11 protein-coding genes and 1 pseudogene are annotated in these 21,085 nt (G+C 53.1%); 7 read left to right on the top strand and 5 right to left on the bottom strand.

The features are described 5' to 3' along the window. A pseudogene (locus L9Z73_RS05815) lies at positions 1 to 145 on the bottom strand (alpha/beta hydrolase); the annotation flags it as partial. On the opposite strand from L9Z73_RS05815, the gene L9Z73_RS05820 reads away from it, so the two are divergent. The 3 genes from L9Z73_RS05820 to L9Z73_RS05830 all read left to right on the top strand — a co-directional run bounded on the left by L9Z73_RS05820 (position 140) and on the right by L9Z73_RS05830 (position 2,660). Then, positions 140 to 316: a hypothetical protein gene (locus L9Z73_RS05820; protein ID WP_247397331.1), complete on the top strand. Its 177-nt coding sequence runs from the start codon at positions 140 to 142 to the stop codon at positions 314 to 316. The pseudogene L9Z73_RS05815 and the gene L9Z73_RS05820 overlap by 6 nt on opposite strands. After that, positions 313 to 1,860, top strand: coding sequence for a GTPase (locus L9Z73_RS05825; RefSeq protein WP_247397333.1), 1,548 nt, complete (start codon positions 313 to 315; stop codon positions 1,858 to 1,860). Before L9Z73_RS05820 ends, L9Z73_RS05825 begins: the two co-directional genes overlap by 4 nt. An 80-nt stretch (positions 1,861 to 1,940) precedes the next feature. Then, on the top strand, positions 1,941 to 2,660 hold the full coding sequence (locus L9Z73_RS05830; RefSeq protein WP_247397336.1) for a hypothetical protein: 720 nt from the start codon (positions 1,941 to 1,943) through the stop codon (positions 2,658 to 2,660). A gap of 88 nt (positions 2,661 to 2,748) precedes the next feature. On the opposite strand, the gene ycaC is transcribed toward L9Z73_RS05830, so the two are convergent. Beyond that, positions 2,749 to 3,381: an isochorismate family cysteine hydrolase YcaC gene (gene ycaC, locus L9Z73_RS05835; RefSeq protein ID WP_247397339.1), complete on the bottom strand. Its 633-nt coding sequence runs from the start codon at positions 3,379 to 3,381 to the stop codon at positions 2,749 to 2,751. A 448-nt stretch (positions 3,382 to 3,829) separates the two neighbouring features. On the opposite strand from ycaC, the gene L9Z73_RS05840 reads away from it, so the two are divergent. From L9Z73_RS05840 to L9Z73_RS05855, 4 genes are all read left to right on the top strand, one after another. After that, positions 3,830 to 4,066, top strand: a complete 237-nt coding sequence (locus L9Z73_RS05840) for a DUF6124 family protein (RefSeq protein WP_247397342.1) — start codon at positions 3,830 to 3,832, stop codon at positions 4,064 to 4,066. Between the two features lie 699 nt (positions 4,067 to 4,765). Continuing rightward, the gene (hhe, locus tag L9Z73_RS05845; RefSeq protein WP_247397344.1) at positions 4,766 to 10,510 is read left to right on the top strand and encodes a DUF4011 domain-containing anti-phage protein Hhe; all 5,745 of its coding nucleotides are present in this window, start codon (positions 4,766 to 4,768) and stop codon (positions 10,508 to 10,510) included. Between the two features lie 18 nt (positions 10,511 to 10,528). After that, positions 10,529 to 11,644, top strand: a complete 1,116-nt coding sequence (locus L9Z73_RS05850) for a DUF4236 domain-containing protein (RefSeq protein WP_247397345.1) — start codon at positions 10,529 to 10,531, stop codon at positions 11,642 to 11,644. Positions 11,645 to 11,812: 168 nt separating this feature from the next. Continuing rightward, complete coding sequence (locus L9Z73_RS05855; RefSeq protein ID WP_047543313.1) at positions 11,813 to 12,934, top strand: endonuclease NucS domain-containing protein; 1,122 nt, start codon at positions 11,813 to 11,815, stop codon at positions 12,932 to 12,934. A 104-nt stretch (positions 12,935 to 13,038) separates the two neighbouring features. Here L9Z73_RS05855 and L9Z73_RS05860 read toward each other — a convergent pair whose 3' ends face one another. Genes L9Z73_RS05860 through L9Z73_RS05870 form a run of 3 tightly spaced genes read right to left on the bottom strand, consistent with a single transcriptional unit; the run spans position 13,039 to position 20,020 of the window. Beyond that, positions 13,039 to 16,305, bottom strand: a complete 3,267-nt coding sequence (locus tag L9Z73_RS05860; protein WP_247397346.1) for a type I restriction endonuclease subunit R — start codon at positions 16,303 to 16,305, stop codon at positions 13,039 to 13,041. Continuing rightward, complete coding sequence (locus L9Z73_RS05865; RefSeq protein ID WP_247397347.1) at positions 16,302 to 17,687, bottom strand: restriction endonuclease subunit S; 1,386 nt, start codon at positions 17,685 to 17,687, stop codon at positions 16,302 to 16,304. Before L9Z73_RS05865 ends, L9Z73_RS05860 begins: the two co-directional genes overlap by 4 nt. Beyond that, positions 17,687 to 20,020, bottom strand: a complete 2,334-nt coding sequence (locus tag L9Z73_RS05870) for a type I restriction-modification system subunit M (protein WP_247397348.1) — start codon at positions 20,018 to 20,020, stop codon at positions 17,687 to 17,689. Before L9Z73_RS05870 ends, L9Z73_RS05865 begins: the two co-directional genes overlap by 1 nt. Between the last annotated feature and the right edge of the window lie 1,065 nt (positions 20,021 to 21,085).

Raw genomic sequence — 21,085 nt, forward strand, 5'->3', positions numbered from 1 at the left:
ACAAATAGTCGGCGAAGCGTGAATAGTGGCGGCAGCGCACGGAGGTGGCGGCGTTGATGATGACGACCGGGCGTGTAGGGTCGGTTCGGATGTGACGCCAGATGAAGCCGCCAAGCGGGTAGCCGTCAGCTATGCACGCTTGCATGCCAAGCTTGAGAGCGACCTGCGTGCTCGCTTGCCCAAGGCCGTTAACGTGGCGGTAGACACCTGCATCGAGTCGATCAACCTGGTGGAAGTCGAGGCCATGCGCCTGTTCGACATCATCGCGACCAGCGAACAGGACCTGAAGCAGCTGAAGGAGCGTATTGCGCGATGAACCCTTTTGAACACTACAAAACCCTACTCGCCAGCGCCTGCGGCATTGCTTCGCGCTACCTGCCAGATGCGTCCCAGCGTATCGAACAATTAGTCGAACAGATTGATGAACGCAAAGTACACGTGATGTTGTTCGGTGCCTACAACGCCGGCAAAAGTACGTTGATCAATGCTTTGCTGGGTGAAGAGCGCGCTGTGGTTGGCGATATTCCAACCACCGATGCGGTACATCGCTACGATTGGGATGGGCATATCTTGCTCGATACTCCGGGCATCAATGCACCCATTGCACACGAAGAAGTCAGCACCGAGCAGTTGAAACGGGCCAACCTGATTCTGTTCGTGTTGCGCCAGGAAGATCAGGACGCGCAAAACATAATCGAGCGTATTTTTACTTTGATTGCCCAGCGTCGCCCGCTGTTCGTCGTGCTGAACTATGAAGACAGCGACCCTGCCGCTATCGAGCGTATCCAGTCCAGCTTCTCTCTGACACTGCTCAACCATGCGCGCAAAAATGCTATCGATGAGCGCCTGGTTCAACAGTTGCCCGTGATATTGATGAATATCAGAACGGCAAGTCGTGGCCGCCTGGAGGGCAAGGCGAAACTGCTTGAACACTCGGGTTTTGAAGCCTTCATCGTTCGATTCAAACAATGGCTGCAGCATTTCGACAGTGAGCAACAACTGCTCAAGCAAACCTTCGGAATTATCGAAAGGGCATTGCTGGCGCCAGTGGCCAACTGCATCGACGGCGAAACACCACACGCCCAGCAGTTAGGCGCGATTGACGCTCAGTTGGAGCATATGGCTCGTCAGCAGCAACAGCTGAAAAACAGCGCCAGGCATTTGGTGCGCCGTGAGATTCTCGCGGCACGGCCGGCCATCGAGGCTGCGCTCGATCAGTGTACCGATCCCGCGTCGTTGACCCGTGCATTGGAGGTTCAGGCACAGGGCATTGCCGAGAAACTGCAGCAATGGCTGGAAGGCGAGTTGCAGAGCATGCGCAAGGCGCAAATCAACGAGTTGCTGTCGGGCGCCGGGATCGATCCCAAGCTGTATTCGAACATCGAAGAAAGCGAACTGCTGGACAAGTTGTCCGGACCGATCTTCGCTCAGCTCAAGGGCATCAACCAGGATCACCTGACCTCGTTGCTGGTACTGGGCCGCAAACTGAAGATACCGATGTTGAAAGGCCGTTGGCTCTCGACCTTGCAGAAATGGGCGGGGCGCGCAGCGCCAGTGGTTCAACTGGTATTCGCCATTGCGGAAATTTTTATGGCCGCTCGCAGCGAAGAGAAGGAGAACGAGCGCAACCACAGCCGTGCTCTTCAACGCATACAGTGGATTGAAGAAACAAGCGCCGAGGTGGAGAGCGCCTTGGTCCAAAGCGTCTGTGAGTTGATTGACCAACTCTTCCGCGAGCAGAGAAAACCTTACGAAGAGAGCCGTAACGCCTTGCAAGGCGCCGCCAGCCAACGTGAAAAAGACTGCAGCGACTGGCATGAACTGACGCGCACATTGCAGGCGCTGGAGTTCCCAGCTTGAACGCCTGAGTTGAACCCGCCTTTTCGTCGTGACGCCGCCCATACGGGGCGGCTGCTTTTTTTGCAAAGGAATGACACTGCATGAATCGAATGTTTGTAAGCCCGTGGTTGTCGGTATCCCCCAACGGCCCGGTGACCTGTGCCCACCCCCAGGCACATGATTATGTGCATTTGCGCCAAGGCGAAATGGATGGCGCCTGTGGACCCTATTGCGTGGCGATGACCTTGATCGCGCTGGGCGTCATGTCTCGCGAGCAGGCTCAATCACTCGACAGCTATGATGGCCGAACTCGACTGGGTCGCTTTCGCGAAAGCCTGCTGGCCTTCGGCGCTCTGGTGTCGGAAGGCACCGACGATTTCGATGTGAGCTGGCTGGTTGACGTGTTCAAGCGCGCCGGGGTTGTGACCGAAGTGCTGGATGCGGCTCCGCGACGACAAACGACCATCCGCAATATTGCCGATGCCGTCGACAACCGTAAAATCCCGATCGTCGGTGTCGATTGGGACGGTGGCCTGGCGGGGCATTGGCTGCTGGTTATCGGCTATCAGGGTTACCAGGCAAACGATGACGATGAATTACAAATCACCCACCTGTTGTGCCTCGACCCCACCAGCGACGCCCCACGGGTGTCACTCTGGAATGCGGTGATCGAAGTCTTCACCGAGGAAGGTAAGTCGGTCAACGAAGGTCGTTATTACTGCCAGCACTGGGGGCCCAACGCCGCGCCGACGGCCTGCCGAATTGCTCAGAGTGTTTTGGTGGGGCTCGATAAAAAAGCGGAGTCCAACTATTTCTACTGAGTAAAGCGCTGGCGCCGCAACGTCCATAGCGGTATTTAACGAAGCAAGCCTGCTTTTTCAAGCAGGCTTATCGTTGACGGCGGTTTTCTTACTTCTGCTGCGCCGTCAGCGCCGCATAACCATTCATCAAGTTGCGATAGTTCGGAATACGCTGGGACAACAGATTGCCCAGGCCTTCGATATCGTTGCGCCAGTCGCGGTGCAACTCACACGCCACCGAAAACCAGTTCATCAACTGCGCACCGGCCTGCGTCATCCGGCTCCACGCCGCCTGCTGCACCGTGGTATTGAACGTGCCCGACGCATCCGTCACCACAAACACCTCAAACCCCTCCGCCAGCGCCGACAGCGTCGGGAACGCCACGCACACATCCGTCACCACACCGGCAATGATGATCTGCTTACGCCCGGTGGCCTTGATCGCCTTGACGAAGTCTTCGTTGTCCCACGCGTTGATCTGACCAGGACGGGCAATGTACGGCGCGTCCGGGAACATCGCCTTCAACTCCGGCACCAGCGGGCCGTTCGGGCCTTGCTCGAAGCTGGTGGTGAGGATCGTCGGCAGGTTGAAGAACTTGGCCAGATCCGCCAGGGCCAGCACGTTGTTCTTGAATTCGTTGGGCGAAAAGTCCTGCACCAGGGAGATCAGGCCGGTCTGGTGGTCGACCAGCAGGACTACGGCGTCGTCTTTGTTCAAGCGGTTGTAGGTTGGCGTGCTCATGGTTGAATCCTTTTTTGTTTAAGTGGGTTGGGCGTTGCGTTCAACATGGGCACAGATTAATGGGTGGGACGTGGGGGGTAAATCGGCTGGGAGGCGTCTTACTGTCAACTTAAAAGAGACAATTGGTTGAACGGCCAGCAGTATCGATCCCTTTCATTTGCAGGACGTTTCCTAGAGAATCCCAGCCGCTTGCGCCAGCGAAATTCCGTGACTAGGCTGCGGTCCGTCACTGCAAATTCAGTGATCGGGTTTAGTCGCCCGAATTCGATTGGCGTATGAGCAACTCATGAGTCAGGCCCCCCTTCGCCTGCCTCTTATGGTAGCTGTACGCAGGGCACCTTCGGGTGCGCCGGGTTCCAATCGACCGGTCGACTAACCTGCGTACAGCTGCCGCCTTTCGTTTAGTCGCGGGGAGTGGCAGCTCCAAACTATCGATTGGAGTTTTGCTATGGATAACGTTGTTTCGGATTCATCGTCATCGCCTGCGGCCAACCCCTTTACTGTCAATGAAGAACTGAGCTTCGAGGATGCCTGGGTGCGTGTGGCTGAGTTGCTGCAATGTGCGGTGGCGACATCGCAGGTGCTCGGGGAGCCGCTGGCTGCGCCGCAGAGGGCGGTGATGCATTTGGTGGAGATGGCGAAGCTGGTGGCGGAACGGGCGGTGGAGTGTTTGCAGCCTAGGTGACGCGACTTGAGAGGCGGGCAGGGCGATATGCGGCCCGCTATTGGCTGAATGTTTGGTTGGCGTTGGGTATTTGGATTTCGATGACTGCAGGCATTAAAAAGCCGGCTTGTGGTTAGCTTTTTATGTAGTTAAGTAATTGAAAATTAATAAATTATAGTTTTTATAAAACCTATTGTTCCCCCATTTGTTCACCCACTTTTTGACGATTTCTTTTGATTTTTTTCCGGTAAAGACCGGCTTTTTTGGTCAGTTTTTTTGTTTGGTTGTTGCCCGAATTGAACTTTGATCGAGCATCGAGAAAACGGTCGAGGAGGTCGAATTGAGAGACGTACTTTCGTGCTTAACTCGAGTTTTGCATTCCGCCTCTGACGGAGCCGTAAGATCAAGGGTTTAGAAATGAGAATCATCCCGAGACCGAGTTTTCTATAAGTGTAGGGGGATTTACTGACCAATCGTCGAGGAGACGGGGATTTGTGCGGCGTGAAGGCGCTTTGCCTTTACCTTGCTCCGAGTGCTGGATATTGTGACATCCATCAAACTCCAGGCAGACCGCTGTTTCCCAAGGATGGCATCTTGAGCGCACCGAGAAATCGGCAGCGCCCCTACAAAGCCTCTCTTGTTATCGCGGCCAGCTGAAGCTGAGCATCGGTTTACCGTGCCCGGAAAAAACCTATCAGGCAGTTGCCCCAAAAATTAGCGGTGATCGACGTGAACTCAGGCCCTGAATCATTGGCTGTCCAACGGTATGAACTTGTTCTGCAATGGATACTGGAACTGGTCCCCGCAGACGGGACGGCCGTTGGCAACAAGTCACTCAGGGACCGGATCGATCGGCGAGCTGAGCTTCAGAATTTTGCTGTCTCTGAGGAAGAGTACTGGAGTCTTCGCGACGAGCTCATTACCAAGGGACTGCTCAATAAAGGTAGCGGCCGGGGAGGGTCGGTTTATCGGTTCGATACCGAGTCCAAGGGTCATTCAAAGTCCATTGATCCAGCGCCTCTTACCGATTGGGATGACCTTGATACGCCCCCAAGCGAGATACCGGAAAGCCTGGAGAAGCTGAGAAGCAGGCTTCTCGACCTCAGCGCTCGCAATCGGCTGCTGAACTTTTCACATGCGCGCTCCAAACGTTTCGTAAGGATTATTGATGAGTTGCCGGATCACCTGTTCGATACCTTGGCAGATGAAAAATCCATGCGATTTGCTGCTGTTCCTGAACCAACGGAAAGGCAGCTACTTACCCACGGCTTTTTGAAGCTGGACGAAAAGACAGGCGCAGTTGTTGAGTTAAAGAAACAGCCTACGGCAGAAGTCTGGGCGCAGATCCTCGGTATAGCGACCAGCTATGAGCTACCACTGCCCCCTGAAACCGGGCAAACAGGTAAGCATTCTGACGACGCTATTCAGACGCTTTATTACCCCGTGGAGATGGAGTCGCGGCTACAGATTCTGTATACCCAGTCGCGATCGGCACTCGAGGAAACGGGTGCGAACATTCTTTATCTTGCGCTCGGGTTCCTGGAGTGGGACGACTCAGTCGCAGGTAAAGACAGCACCCGCCTAGCGCCGCTGATGCTGGTGCCAGTGAATCTGGAGAAAGGCAAACTCAATCCTCAAACCGCGACGTTCGAATACCGCGTACATCCTACTGGCGAAGACATTCTTACCAACCTTTCATTACGGGAAAAGCTTCGCGTCGATTTTGGTATCGCGCTACCGCGGATAACCGACGACAGCACCCCCGAGGAATACTTCGAGCGCATTGTTGAAACGGTGCTGAAGGTTAAACCTGACTGGAAGGTTCATCGTTACGCATCGCTTGGCTTGTTCGAGTTTGGCAAGTTGATGATGTATCTCGACCTTGATCCAGGTCGTTGGAAAGACCAATCGTTGCTGGATCATGGCCTGGTTAAGCGGCTAACAGGGATGGACGGTTTACCGGCCGATTCGACAGGAAAGCAAGGCGCATTTTGCGTCGAGCATTCAATAGACGACATTGAGCAGATTCACCTGCAGTTTCCTCTAATTGATGACGCTGACAGCTCTCAGCACAGCGCATTGATAGACGTGATTCGCGGGGATGATCTTGTGATCGAGGGGCCACCCGGTACAGGGAAGTCTCAGACCATCACCAACATGATTGCTGCGGCACTGGCCCAAGGCAAAAAAGTGTTGTTCGTTGCGGAGAAGCGCGCAGCGCTTGAGGTGGTCAAAACCCGTCTGACAAGGGCAGGGTTAGGCGATTTTTGTCTGGAGCTGCATAGTCATAAGAGTCAAAAGAGCGCTGTTATCGATAGCATCCGGCAACGTATTCAGAACAGCGGTGGCTTTCGCTCGCCCAAGCAACTGGCGGATCTGATTGCCAACTATGAGCGATTGAAGCAGCAGCTCAACAAACACGTACATCATCTCCATGCTCAGTTCGAAGAGTCGGGGATGAGTGTTCATGAGGTGCTAATGCAGGCAACGCGTTTGCGTGAGGCGTTGTCGATTAAACCTTCCGACCTGCACCCGGAGTCGGAGGCGCGAATCGATAAAATGCATTTGCGAGAGCAGGCCGGCTTTTATGCACACATCTATCGCAAGACAGCTGAGGAAGCTGGCCACGCGGGCAAACTTGAAACGCACCCGTGGTTTGGCAGCACAAAAACGCGTGTGACTGGTGCTGAGCGCTCTGCACTTCTAGAAAATCTCTCCCTGGCTCAGCAGGCGCTGAGTCGTCTAGCGACTCTTCGTCCTCAATTAGCAGAACAGCTACAGGTAGCTGTGCTGGAAACCTACAGCCCAGATCAGTTGCGAGATTTAGCCGCTTCAATTCCGGTTCTTACATTACCTAAAGGTGATGAGGATTGGGATCTGTTAGGACGACTGGATATCGAGTCCTGTGAGGCATTGAAGCTTTGGCTGCAAGGTATGGACTCCTTGTTGGACGAGCAGGGTGTACTAGCTCGATCATTGCGCGCTGATGTTATTGGCTCTGGGCAAGCGATAGCTTCTATCAAAAAAGCCTGCGCGGCCATACGTCTGCATAACGGTGATGAGACCCTGTCACTTAATGTCTTGCTGGATGTGATCGAAGAGGCTGAGGAGTTACTGGAGCTGGCTCCACGCGTTCAAAGGCTGATTCAGTTGTTGGCGGAAGGGGCCGCGGTTCAAGGCTTGCGAAGCGATTTTATCGGCATTGAACAAGTAGTGCTCTTTCTACAAATGCTCGCGGCGATGCCCGAGGATTTGGCACCTCTTCGCCATAAACGCTTCGAAGACGAGACCTTGGACGGGTTGCTCGTAGAGTTGGACAGTGACATCCCGGTCATCAAGCAGTTGCAGGAGCAGGCTGCGAGTCATTTCACGCTGGAACGATTGCCTGGTCATACGCGACTGGAAGATTTGAGTCGGGTTCTGGCAGATAAATCACTTTTCCGCTGGTTCAAGGGGCAATGGCGCTCTGCTAAAGCCGAAATCTTGGCCATGGCGCGACCAGGGCTCAAGCTGAACCAGCTTCTGGTGGTCTTGCCTGATGTCATTGCCTATTTGAAAAAGCACAGTCAACTGAATGAAAACAAAGCGTTCACCGAAAAGTTGGGTGAGCATTTCCAAGGACTTGATACTCCGATCGACGCACTCAAGCGCTTGCGGGGTTGGTACAAGCTCTTGCGGGCTGAATGCGGACGTGGATTCGGTGCAAAGGTATGGGTTGCGGAATACCTGCTTAAGGTCGATCAGCAACTATTGGCCAGTGTTTCGGGCGATAGCGCGGACCTCGAACCCTATCTGATGGATGTCCTGGAGCATCGTCTTGACCTGGAAGAACTGTTGCCTTTTGACAGTCATGATTTGCGTTCGGAAGATTTGCTTGCTCCACAGGGACTGTATGTTCGCCTTATCCAAGATATCGGAATCCCTCTACGCTCTTTATTACCCGTAGTCAGCGAAGAGAAGCCCACGATGGGGCAACTGCTGCAGTTGATTCAGGCCGTGGAGAGCTGGCAGACCCGCTCGGCGGCACTGCAAAGCGACGCAGTGCTACAAACCTGCTTGTTAGGTGAAGAGCTCCCTCGGATAGACAACCTTTCAGCGGCCCGACCTCGCTTGACGACCTGGCGGCATACGGTTGCATTCGTTCAGCCCATTTTGGCGTTGCCGATTCGGGATATTCTCGTTCCGCAGTTGACCGCGTGCACACCAAAGGAAGCTGAGGAGCTGATACTCCATTGGCATCAACAAGGTACAGCGCTCGCGCAAGCTGTAGATATCTGGGAGCAGGCACTGGAAGCGTTTTTCCAAAGCGCTGCGGTTATTGCTGATCAGTGGTGGCAGTCCATTGAGAAAGCAGATTTCGAGCCCATGGCCAGTCGTCTGTCCTGGGCCGCTCAGAACCCCGATCTGCTCGACCATTGGTTCGAGTACCGCCGCTTGCGTTTGCACCTGGTCGAGTTAGGGTTTGAGAGCGTCGTCGAAGCAATCGAGACGCAAAAGCTGGTTTCTGAGCGTTGCATTGATGCCTGTCTGCTCGGGCTTCTTGACAGCTGGGCATTGAAAATCCTTGAGCTTGACCCCTCTCTGGGTCAGTTTTCGGGCAAAGAACAGGAGGCCATCCGCGCTCGGTTCGCTGATATCGATGAGCAGCTCAAGCATCTTCAACGTGAGCAGGTTTCTTCACGTATTAGTCAGAACAATATTCCTGTCGGAAATAGTCATGGAGCGGTCAGAGACTTTACGCAACTGGCTTTGCTGCAGCGCGAGGCTGAGAAAAAGACACGGCATGTTCCGATCCGCAGCCTGATGAACCGTGCAGCTGAAGCGCTACAAGGCCTCAAACCCTGCTTCATGATGTCGCCAATGGCCGTTGCTCAATATTTACCAGCTGGGCACGTCGAGTTCGATTTGGTTGTCATGGATGAAGCCTCTCAAATGCGCCCGGAGGAAGCATTGGGTAGCATCGCCCGAGGTAAACAGCTAGTGGTCGTGGGTGACCCGAAACAGCTGCCACCGACGAACTTCTTTTCCCGCAATGGTGGCGATTCGGATACCGATGAAACAGATGCATCATTGGCCGAGGACTCGGAAAGCATTTTGGAAGCAGCCATGCCGCTGTTCAAGCTGCGACGTCTACGTTGGCACTACCGTTCCCGTCACGAGAGCCTGATTGCTTTCTCCAACAAAGCCTTCTATGAAAGCAATTTGGTGGTGTACCCATCACCGCACCGTGAATCAACCGAATTTGGCGTCAAGTTTGTCAGAGTGCCTCGCGGGCGTTTTGTCGAGCAACGCAATATCGAAGAGGCCGAGGTTGTCGCCAAAGCCATCGAGCACCACGTTATTCACCGCCCTGATGAGTCGCTAGGTGTGGTGGCCATGAACGTCAAACAGGCTGATCAAATCGAGCGGATGCTTGAGCATCTGGCCAAACAAAGCCCGCAACTGCAAGTCGCATTGGACCGTAATCAAAGTCAGGATGAGCCACTGTTTATCAAGAACCTGGAAAACGTCCAGGGTGATGAGCGAGATGTTATTTACATCTCCGGCACCTACGGCCCTATGGAGGTAGGCGGTACCGTCCCTCAACGTTTTGGCCCGATTAACGGTGCCAGCGGATGGCGACGTTTGAACGTGCTGTATACCCGCTCCAAGAAGCGGATGCAGGTGTTCTCCTCGTTTAGCTCGACCGATGTAGTGGTGACCGGTACTTCCAGCAGAGGCGTGCAGGCACTGCGTGATTTTCTGCATTTCGCTGAGTCCGGCCGCATGCCGCACATCAAAGAGTCTGAACGTGCTCCCGACAGTGATTTCGAAGTGGCTGTCATTGAGATGCTGTCTCGTCATGGCTATCAATGCGAGCCCCAGGTTGGTGTTGCTGGTTTCTTCATTGATCTGGCGGTACGTGATCCAGGGCAGCCCGGTCGCTACCTGATGGGGATTGAATGCGACGGTGCGGCATATCATTCGGCCAAGTCAGCGCGTGACCGTGATCGTCTGCGTCAAAGCGTGTTGGAGCAATTGGGCTGGAATATTCGCCGCATTTGGTCGGTGGACTGGTTCCGTAATGCCCGTGTGCAAATCGAACCCATCCTTCAGGAGCTTGCGAGGTTGCGAACCGAGCCAGCTGCAGAGGTCGAGGGGGGGAGTACGGAATCTGAGGAGGTTTCGATCCAGCAAGTGGCAGATGAGCAGAGCGAGCACGCTGAGCGTATTACCCTTGAGGGTAACTACAGCCTGCGAGAGAAGTTGGTCTGGCTTGAAGAGAATGTGATCCGGCCGAATTTGCCAGAGGTGCCTGTTAACCAGCGGCTATTGAGGCCAGCGATGTTGGAAGCATTGCTTGAGTTTCTTCCGGCAGACCGTATCGAATTTCAGCAGATGATTCCTGGGTATTTGCGTAATGGTACCCATGGTGCGGAAGGGCGGTATATCGACGATATATTGCTTGTGATTGGCGAGCAGTGAGTCTGCGCCTAACAGTGGATGTTCAAGCTGTATCAAGGAATGTTAATGGGATTCTATATTCGTAAGAGCGTCAGAGTAGGGCTGTTTCGTTTCAATCTGTCCCAGCAGGGTGTGGGCGTTTCGGTGGGATTGAAAGGCCTACGCATCGGGACCGGACCTCGAGGCAATTACGTTCATATGGGGCGGGGAGGCCTGTACTACCGGGCTACCGTACCAAGGACCAACGATAAGCCGCCTTTTTTGCCTCACGTTGAAACTACCGTAATACCTGAGGGCACTCACGCTCCTTTAGTCGAGATCGAGTCCGCGGATGCTTCGCAAATCGTGGATTCATCCTCACGTGATTTGCTCGATGAAATGAATGCGAAGCAGGCAAGATGGCGGCTTTGGCCATGGATTGGTGTCCTAGGAATCCTCGTAGTATTTCTTGGCCTGCGTAATGGTTGGTCCATTGGGACTATGTGGGGTGCGCTTATCCTCGGTTCAGTCCTAACAATTGCCTCTGCAGTACGCGATACGATGGCTAAGACGGTTGTACTGTTTTACGATTTTGACGCCGAGATGGAAGAAGCTTACGAAGCACTGCACAGCAGTGGCCAGCAGGTTTCGGCAGCAGATGCGGCCTGGCATATCGAGGCCGAAGGCGCCGTTCATGATCGTAAGTATCACGCTGGTGCGAGCAATCTTGTACGTCGGAAAAAAACGACTATTGCTCGGTCTTCACCACCTTATGTAAAAACCAATATAGAAACTATCTCCATGGTTGTTGGGCGCCAAACGCTGCATTTCTTCCCTGATCGTGTATTGATTTATGACGAGAAAAGTGTGGGCGCGGTTAGCTATCGAGAGCTGCAGTTGCAGGTCAATGCGAAGCGGTTTATTGAAAGTGCTTCGCTTCCCAGGGATGCCACGGTAGTCGACAGGACGTGGCAATTTGTTAACAAGAAGGGCGGCCCTGATCGTAGATTCAAAAACAATCGTGAACTCCCTGTTTGTCTTTACGATGAATTGAAGTTGTCTAGCACCACGGGTCTGAATGAGGTCGTACAAATCTCGCGAAATGGTGTGGGAGAGGCTTTTGCCAAGGCGATTCTCGACCTTGCACGGATTATGCCTTCTGAGCGAGTAAGCTGAGGCAACCTAGTTCCTCGTATTCGTACCCGAGTTTCACGCATGTATGGAATGTTGATTTGGTCAGTAGCTCGCTAACTAATTCAGCATCTACCAGCGATTGTTGCGTGGTCGGAGTTTCGACGGCGAAATCCAGTTTTATCATAAAAAATTTCATCAAGGACTCACAGCTTGCCTATCAAAACGGACGTCTGGACCGTCGGCCTTACACCCAATAAGCTTCGCCAAAGCCGATTGGCTAGTGAGCAGCTACTGGAAGAAATGATCATCAGCTCCCCAAGCATTCTCTCGGATGAGTGGATGCTGATAGGTAGGCAAGAAAGCACTGGTATGGGGGGGCGCATTGATCTATTGGCCATTGCTCCTGATGGAAATCTGGTACTAATTGAGCTCAAACGAGACCGCACGCCCCGTGAAGTCGTTGCTCAGACCCTCGATTACGCCGTGTGGGTCGAGAGTCTGCGTGAGAACGAAATCGCGGCGATTTACCAACGGTTCCGCCCCGGAAGCAGCTTGTATGCAGATTTTCTAGCGCGCTTTGGTCGTGTGCTAGACGACGATGATTTGAATAAAAGCCACCAACTGATCATCGTCGCCACGGAGTTGGATGTCAGCAGCGAGCGAATCGTTGAGTACCTCAGCAAGCGAGATATTCCGATCAACGTGCTCTGTTTTCAAATTTTCCAGGTGGGCGATCAACAGCTACTGAGTCGATCCTGGTTACTCGATCCTGTTCAGACTCAAGTGAACGCCGCGTCGACGAGCGAAGGGCATAGCGAGCCTTGGAACGGCGAGTTCTACTGTTCGTTCGGCGATTCTGCCTCGCGCTCATGGGCCGATGCTGTGGAGTTCGGTTTTATTTCCGGCGGTGGAGGCGCGTGGTACAGCAAGACCCTGCAGCTCCTGTCTCCGGGAGATCGGATCTGGGTAAACATTCCGCAGCAAGGCTATGTCGGCGTAGGACGCGTTCTTGGCACGTCCACACCTGCGAACGAGTTCACAGTGATGCAAGACGGCGAGGAGCGGCCGGTGCTAGAGGTCGCAACGCGCGCCAACTATCATGCAGAATTTGCTGACGATCCGGAGCGCTGCGACTATTTTGTTCCGATCCAATGGCTGCAAAGCGTGCCGGTGAGCCAGGCAGTACGAGAGATTGGGATGTTTGGGAATCAGAATACGGTTTGCCGTCCGACTACGCCGAAGTGGCGGTGGACGATTGAGCGATTAAAGCAGCGATTTCCGCGTTTCGATGAAGTGGCAGCTACTGAGGTCGCGAGCGTTCCTGGCAGTTGATAAATTGGGCAGCAGCCTGCTGCCCAATTACTTGTTCAGTAGCACCTACAGTCAGTATCTCTTTTCTAGTCTGGAGAAAGTCCCACCTGCGGTGGGACATGCGATTATTGGTCTGCCAGCTTAAGTAAGTCGAAAACCACTCTGGCAAATTTACTGGCCTTAGCAGGGTCAGAGAGCAGTTGCATCATCTGGTTCTGGTGGGCATCGCCACTGTCCATAATCGCGTCATCAACCGCATTGGCGAAGTTTCCAAGCAATGCCTGTTCGGGAGTATTGTTTGCCAGTTGTTGCATAACTAACTGGTTTTCACTGACCTTGTCACGGATGGTATAGGCGTAATTTACCATGTCTTTTTCAGTCAGTTGGTCCGTCACAAACAGCTCATTGAGCCGTTCTAATATCTGTGAAAGCAGCTCTTCCTTTTTGTCCTTCGCAGCCGCTGATCCAAGCCCCTCACCTGGCACGAGCTTATAGTCGGGCGAGTCTTCTTTCAGCTTCAGGTCTTGCTGGCGTATTTTCGAAACGCGGTAATGGCTGAGCACGACACCAGTGAGGTCAATATCATCCTCATCCACAGCGGTTTCACGCAGCATTGGGCTTAAATTGCGTGCGTACAGACTGAGCTTTTCCAGCTGCTTATCATCGTAATCGACGATCTGCGACATGAATTCATAGAAACGCACAAAGGTGCGCAGATCCTTTTTGAAGATGTCCAGGGCGTCCTTGGCTTGCTTGCATTCCTTCAGATCGTTTTCAGCGTTGGCGATCAACACTGCATCCTGAGTCTTTTTGATTCTCTCAAATATGTCTTTCGAGTGTGCGTAGGCATCAACCGCCAACTTGTAGCGTTTCGTCCAGCGTTCGACCGCAGGCTTGCAAATGTTGGCAATCGCCGCATTGCTTTTGTTTTTGATGAAAAAGGCTGCGGAGAACTGCTCAACCTCGCTGGACTTGTAAATGCCCGCCGCGTTGAGCTTCTCAAACAAATCGAAGATCAGGTCTGGATCGGAAACATCTGCCAACTCTGCCGTCTGAAAGTACGGCTGGAACGAGTCGAGAATGTCTTGCGGCTCGTTGAAGAAGTCCAGGATGAACGTGCCAACGTCTGCCTTGCCGGGATACGTACGGTTCAAGCGCGACAGGGTTTGCACGCATTCGACGCCGCCGAGTTTTTTGTCCACGTACATGGCGCAGAGCTTGGGTTGGTCAAAGCCGGTCTGAAATTTGTTGGCAACAATCATCACCTGATAATCATCGCTATCAAAGGCTTTGCGCATATCGCGGCCTTTGAGGTTGGGGTTCATGTTGCTCTCGGTATATTTGTTGCCGAGCAGCGCGACCGCGTTTGGATCTTTGTCGGTGAATTCCACTTCACCAGAGAATGCCACCATGGCATGGATTTTTTGGTAGCCCTTGTCGACGATGTATTTGTCGAAACACAGCTTGTAGCGCACGGCCTCTTTGCGTGAGCTGGTGACCACCATGGCTTTGGCTTGCCCCCCTAATAACCCCATCACGTTGTTGCGAAAGTGCTCAACAATCACCTGCACCTTTTGCGCGATGTTGTATTCGTGCAGGCGCACCCACTGATTGAGCTTGACCTTGGCTTTTTTGCTTTCGACCTCCTGATCCGCCTTGTCGATTTTTTGCGCCAGGTTGTAGGCCACTTTGTAGTTGGTGTAGTTCTTCAGCACATCGAGAATAAAGCCCTCTTCAATAGCCTGACGCATGCTGTACACGTGGTAGGCCGCGGGCTTATTGGTTTTAGATGGCTGCTCAGTGGGCTTGGGTAAACGGCCAAACAGCTCCAGCGTCTTGGTTTTCGGCGTGGCAGTGAAGGCAAAGTAGCTGAGGTTTTTCGACACGCGGCGTGAAGCTACGGCGGCATCGAGGATGTCCTCAGAGTTGAGTTCGTCCTCACCATCAGCCTTGGCCTCAATCATCAGCACTTCTTTCAGCTGCCGCGCTGTCGATCCTGTTTGGGAGGAGTGGGCTTCATCGGCAATGATCGCGTAGCAGCGTTCTTTCAAACTGACGCTGTTCTCGATGGCCCGCAGCACATAGGGAAAAGTCTGAATGGTGACAATAATAATCGGCTGTGAGTGCTCCAGCGCTGCTGCCAGCTTCTCTGATTTCGAGCCGTCGCCTTCTTGATTATTGATGCGGCCAACCGCGCCATCGACGTGTTCAAACTGGTTGACGGTGTCTTGCAACTGATCATCCAGCACGGTGCGATCCGTCACTACAATCACGGAGTTGAACTGCTTGCACCCTTCCGCGTCGTAAAGCGCTGACAGCTGATGCGCGATCCAGGCAATCGAGTTTGACTTACCTGAACCGGCGCTATGCTGGATTAGGTATTTATGGCCGGGGCCTTCGGTGCGGGCCGCCGTGACCAGTTTATTCACCACATCCCACTGATGGTAACGCGGAAAAATCAGACTTTCTTTTTTGTATTTACGGCCTTCCCAATCTTCTTTCTCTTCAATTTGCAGATGCACAAAGTGCCCGAGAATCGACAGCAGATTGCTTGGCAGCAGCACCTCGTTCCACAGGTAATCAGTGGCGTACTGGTTAATGTCTTCCGGCACATCGTTACCGGCACCGCCGACCGCGGTGCCCTTGTTAAACGGCAGGAAGAAGGTGTCCGCGCCTTCCAGTCGTGTGGCCATATAGACCTCGTACTGGCTGACGGCAAAATGCACCAGGGCACCGCGCTTGAAGGTCAGCAGCGGTTCGGGCTTTTTGGTCACCGGGTCTGTGGCAAACCGGGTGGTTTTATATTGCTTAATGGCGTTGTGGACGGCCTGCTTGAATTCGGATTTCAGCTCCAGTGTGGCCACCGGCAAACCGTTTACAAACAACACCAGGTCAATCCGCCAAGCTTGGGCCTTGCTGCCGGTTTGCTCGAAGTGTTCTAGCGTGGCCCAGGGTGAATACACAAGCTCTGGCACCACCCGGCAGCGGTTATTGGCGTAACGCGCTAAGGTATCAGGGTTTAGGTCGTGTTCGGGCTTGAACTGGCACAGGCTGAAACGGGTGCCCCGGTGGCGCAGTTCGTGGCGCAACACACCTAAGGTGCCGAAGGTGCGCATTTCTTTACTGGCTGCGTTGGGGTCGGTTTTATTAAGCTGGCTGGCTACCCGCTCAAGAAAGTGCTGCTCGGGGTGGTTGGGGTATAGCGCACAGAACTTTTGCCATTGTTCGGGTTGGGTATCTTGCACAAACCCTAGCAAGTCGTGAGGGTACAAAGCCAGTTCACGGTTGTAGTGTTCCGCTTTGCCCAACAGCCAGCCGTTGGCCACCAGGTGCTTGAGCATATCGTTCTGAAACGTCAGCTCGTTGGCCTTAGCGCCAGCCGATACATTCATGCGGAAACTTCCTTGTCGGTTTGATTGGCTGGCGGTGCGGCCCAATCTCTTACGTCGATTTTGCCAGTAACGGCGGAGGAGATTAGGGCGGTGCGGCGTTCTTGCATCAGTCCGATTGCGACATACGCCTTCTTAACCATCAACTCGATCTTGGCGACCTCTTGCTCCAGATAAGAAACTATTTCCTTTTGCTCATCAACGCTAGGCAGCAATGTAGGCATGGCTCGGAGTTCGCCAACATTAAGATTATCTTTGCCAAAACCAAATTTTAGCCTATTTACTTCTGCTTTTCCGTAAGCAGAATTCATGCAGTACGTGAAGTATTCCTTAACCAACTCATCAGAGGGAGTAACGATTAATGTTGTAAATGTGTGACATTGATCATATTCATCAGGTACGCAACAGGTTAAACCTACATTAGAACCTGTTCTAACTATTACCACGTCCCCAGCCTTTACTTTTTTTGAAGCCTGCGCCTCAGCAAAGCCTGGATTCAAATACAACATATCACCCCCATCAAAATATCCCTCTTTTATATTCTGATTTCTGATAATTGGAACGCCTTCTTCTTCATAACAATCCGTTACTGACATTGCCAAACCAACAGCCAGTTTCTTGGAGGCCAAAGATAGTGACTTCAGCGTCCAATGCTCTGGCATTAGCCCGATACTTAAAACACCCGAGTTACGCAGCTTGACGTTGGGGTTTAAGCCTTTTGTCACGGCATGACTAATCACGGCCTGACGTTTTTCTTTTAGCAGCTGGATAAGCTGTTGTTGTTTTTCGATCAGGGTGTCGATTTTGGCGGTTTCGTGGTCTAGGAAGTTGGCGATGTTTTCAGCCTCCTTCTCTGGGGGGGTTGGGTAAAATACATTCGCCAAGGCATGAGTACCCAGGCCATATCGGGTTAAGCCATTGGATCTTGTAGAGAAATATGCGCGCGCATAACCACACTCAAATACCCGCTTAATGTATAGGCCGTAAATAGTGGATTGCGGCCTGATGATTGAGAGGTGGTAGCCGCACACCACTCCCGGCATACTCTCAGGTACGAATGTTGGTATTGCTATGTCGTTAGGATCTTCCGAATCTTTAGTGATGATGATATCACCAGATTTTAGTGTGAATTTTTCTATTTGATCTTCGGTTGCGCTGGACTTCATGAAGTCCATATCTGCATGCACCGTTTCGTTATAGTATACGTCGGTGTAATTGCAAAGCAGTACGGGGGTTTCTTTTGTACTGGTCTTTTTGTCAACATTGCTTGGTTGAATATAAGCTAAAAACTTTAGTTTTTTTACGTCCCAATGATTTGGGATTGAACCCAGCCATTCAACTCCCGAATCCTTATGCTCGGAATACGACTTATATCTACCCGGCATTATGAATGCACCTCTTGCAACAGCTGCATAATCTCCGCTGATACTGCATCCAGATCCGCATCAATCTTCAGCAAATCCCTCGGTGGTTGGTACTGATAGAAATGGCGGTTAAAGGGTATTTCATAACCTACAATGCCGACTTCCTGATCTTTCGCGTCTTTTTTGCTGGCATCGATCCAAGCATCAGGAACGTGCGGCTGTACTTCTTTAAGGAAGTAGGCCTCGTTAGTGGCATTAACGCTCTGGTTTGGATCAAGTGCGACGTTTTCGTTATCGCGCAGGTCGCTGTCGGTTTGGTACTCCAGTACCTCGCCGTCGACGGCAAACAAGCCATACAGGGGGGTTGCTTTCGTTTTGTGAATCTTCTTGATGACCTTGGCCGCTGCCGGGTTCTTCCAGCTCACAGCATCGATAATCTGCTTTTTGTCTTTCGCGTCCAAGGCAATGCCCTGTTGCTTGCAGGCGGTCTTGATCGCATCGTCAAAGGTGTTCATGTCGTCGTGCTGGGCAGTGCCGATGATGGCCTGCAACTGTTGCATCTTTAACAGCAGCCGCTTCTGATCCAGCCATGTTGTTCTGTTGAGCAGATCCTTGATGTGCTTCTCTTTCAGATCGGCGAAGTGCAGTTTGAAGTAACGGCGAATGGCATCTTCATGTGCGCTGAGGTCACCGTAACGCTTGCAGGTGTCAGCGTCGTTCCAGCTCTCACCCTCTACGGCACTGAACTCTTGGTAGAGCCATTTCATGGCTCTGTTGAGGGCACCAGGGGCGTAGCGACATTCCGCTATGCGTGCGTCACTGAATTGGAAGGACTGCCGCAACGGGCGCTCAATGCTGATGCGGCGATAGCCGAACTCATAGCTGTTGAAGATCTTGCTGGCGAAGGTCTTGGCTGCCTCGGCTTTCGGGTTGGCAGCCTGACGGCCGCGATTGTTTTTCGGTGCCGCTTGTTTGTCCAACACGTAGGCATCGATGGCAGCAAAACTGCCGAAGGCGCGAATCACCGTTGCGATATCGCTTTCATCCATTTCATTGCGCTTGGAGCCGAGGGATTTACGCATTTTCCCATACAGGTTGACGCCGTTGATCAGCTGTACCTTGCCCTTGCGCTCTGCGGCTTTTTTGTTCGACAGCACCCAGACATAAGTGGAAATGCCGGTGTTGTAGAACATGTCGGTGGGCAGCGCGACGATGGCTTCGAGCAAATCGGCTTCGAGAATGTAGCGGCGGATTTCCGATTCGCCAGAGCCGGCGCCACCGGTAAACAACGGCGAGCCATTGAGGATGATGCCAATCCGCCCGCCACCTTGAGAACCGTCGCGTAGCTTGCTGAGCAGGTGCATTAGGAACAACAAGGAGCCATCGCTGACTCGTGGCAAGCCTGCACCAAAACGGCCACTGAAACCTTTTTGCGTGTGCTCATCACTGATCTCTTGCTCGATCTTTTTCCAATCCACACCAAAGGGCGGGTTGGAGAGCATGTAGTCAAATTCAGTGGCGTAAAGCTGGTCGTTCGAGAGGGTGTTACCTAGCTTGATATTGCTGACGTCCTGCCCTTTGATCAGCATGTCCGCTTTACAGATGGCGTAACTCTCGGGGTTGAGTTCCTGGCCGTAGGCGCGCATCACCGCATGTGGGTTGAGCTCGTGTACGTATTCCATGCCTGAAGATAGAAAACCTCCAGTACCCGCTGTTGGGTCGTAAATGGTTCGGATGATGCCGGGTTTGGTCAACGCATCATCGTCTTCCATAAACACCAGGGAGGTGGTGAGCCGCACGATGTCGCGCGGGGTAAAGTGCTCCCCAGCGGTGTCATTCGAGCTTTCCGCAAATCGGCGAATCAACTCTTCAAACACCAGGCCCATGTCGTGGTTGGAAACAGCCGCAGGGCTTAAGTCCGTATTCCGAACCTTCTGCACAACCTTGTAGAGCAGGTTGGCATCGTTCAGCTGTCCGAGAAACTCGGTGAACTTGAAGTGTTCGAAAATCTCCCGTGCATCTTTGGAAAAGCCCTGCAGGTAGGACTCCAGATTCGCCTTGATGCCGGATTCACCGAGCTTGGACAGATCCATTTTCGAGGTATTGAAAAACGACAGCCCACTGCTGGCACGCAGGAGCAGTTTTTCCTGGGCTTCTTCGGAGATATTAAGTTGCTGGACGCGTGCATGCTCCGCCAGCACCGCCGCCTTGCTTGCCTCCAACACGCACTCGAGGCGACGCAACAACGTGAATGGCAGAATGATACGACCGTATTGGCTTTGCCTAAAGTCACCACGGAGTAAGTCGGCCAATGACCAGATGAAAGCGGCTAGGTTGTTGGAAGCTTGCGACATGTACTGAAGTCCTTGTAGTGTTCGAAAGCTGCGGAGCCACTGCGCAGCTTGGTGATGAATATAACTGGGGCGCATTATGCTGCAACGACAGCGAGAGGTGATGGCTTCAGTTGGGTATTCCACCCAAAAGCTGGTGCGGTAGGGCAGTGACGACATTGAAAGTCAAATAAGCCAAAAGGCCGAACTCCTTGAACAGCGCAGGCTGATCATGGCGCGGTGGAGCAACTACCTCGATGCCAACCGCCATGGGCATGTGACGCCCCACGAATTCGCTCACCCGGTCGGCGACAACATTACCGCCCTACAAAATAGCCGTGGCGCATCCAAACGTGGGTAAGCCAATAAGATCACCGCAGTCCGCCCTTCCACGCGGGTCCATCCAAGCGGGGCTGCAAGCCGCCCTGCTTGGATGGGCCTCATTTAAAAAATCTAAAGCCCACGCGAATTGTCTGTGGAAAACCATAGATTTCCACCGGTGGATAATTTCATCCACAGCCGCAGAATTCCCGAAAATTCGAGCCTTGACCCAAATTATCCACAGGCGTAGAAAAGATCGGGCAAAGCGCTGTCTTTGACAGCAACCCAGGTAGCCAGAACCTTTAAGGCTACGCCACACCGTGGTGGTTCTCCCAAAGTGCGATTAGCGTCCGGCGGCTCGCACGGTCACAGCGATGTGATGGATGCCTACTTTTACCAGTGTGCCCACTGCGGCAACTTCCCCCTTTCATAGCTGCCCTGCAGCAACCTATCCGCTTGGCCATTTCACTGCGCCAACCTGCGCCCGTCTCTTTCTCCTGGAAAGAGACGGGCGCTCCTACCGCTGCTGCAGCCCACCTCGTACAAGGCTTTGCGGCATTCCCCCTCGTGACAATCGGCGTGACAAACACCGAAGTCACCAGCAACAGGGATGCAGATGATGATGCCGCAGACCAGGGAATGGACTGCACCTGACTGACAGTCAGGCATGCCCCGGTCATCGCGTCACTGCCTTCACCCGACTCAGGATCTCGCGGCGCTGGTCTCGTCTGCCAGTGCAGCCTCTACCCGCCCACTTCCTCGTAAGTG

The sequence above is a fragment of the Pseudomonas emilianonis genome (genome assembly GCF_023072625.1).
Taxonomy (GTDB): Bacteria; Pseudomonadota; Gammaproteobacteria; order Pseudomonadales; family Pseudomonadaceae; genus Aquipseudomonas; species Aquipseudomonas paraveronii.

Coding starts and splice junctions, on each gene's coding strand:
- L9Z73_RS05830 (WP_247397336.1), top strand. CDS start 1,941: ATGAATCGAATGTTTGTAAGCCCGTGGTTGTCGGTATCCCCCAACGGC.
- L9Z73_RS05825 (WP_247397333.1), top strand. CDS start 313: ATGAACCCTTTTGAACACTACAAAACCCTACTCGCCAGCGCCTGCGGC.
- L9Z73_RS05850 (WP_247397345.1), top strand. CDS start 10,529: ATGTTCAAGCTGTATCAAGGAATGTTAATGGGATTCTATATTCGTAAG.
- L9Z73_RS05865 (WP_247397347.1), bottom strand. CDS start 17,687: ATGCCGGGTAGATATAAGTCGTATTCCGAGCATAAGGATTCGGGAGTT.
- L9Z73_RS05860 (WP_247397346.1), bottom strand. CDS start 16,305: ATGAATGTATCGGCTGGCGCTAAGGCCAACGAGCTGACGTTTCAGAAC.
- L9Z73_RS05870 (WP_247397348.1), bottom strand. CDS start 20,020: ATGTCGCAAGCTTCCAACAACCTAGCCGCTTTCATCTGGTCATTGGCC.
- L9Z73_RS05840 (WP_247397342.1), top strand. CDS start 3,830: ATGGATAACGTTGTTTCGGATTCATCGTCATCGCCTGCGGCCAACCCC.
- ycaC (WP_247397339.1), bottom strand. CDS start 3,381: ATGAGCACGCCAACCTACAACCGCTTGAACAAAGACGACGCCGTAGTC.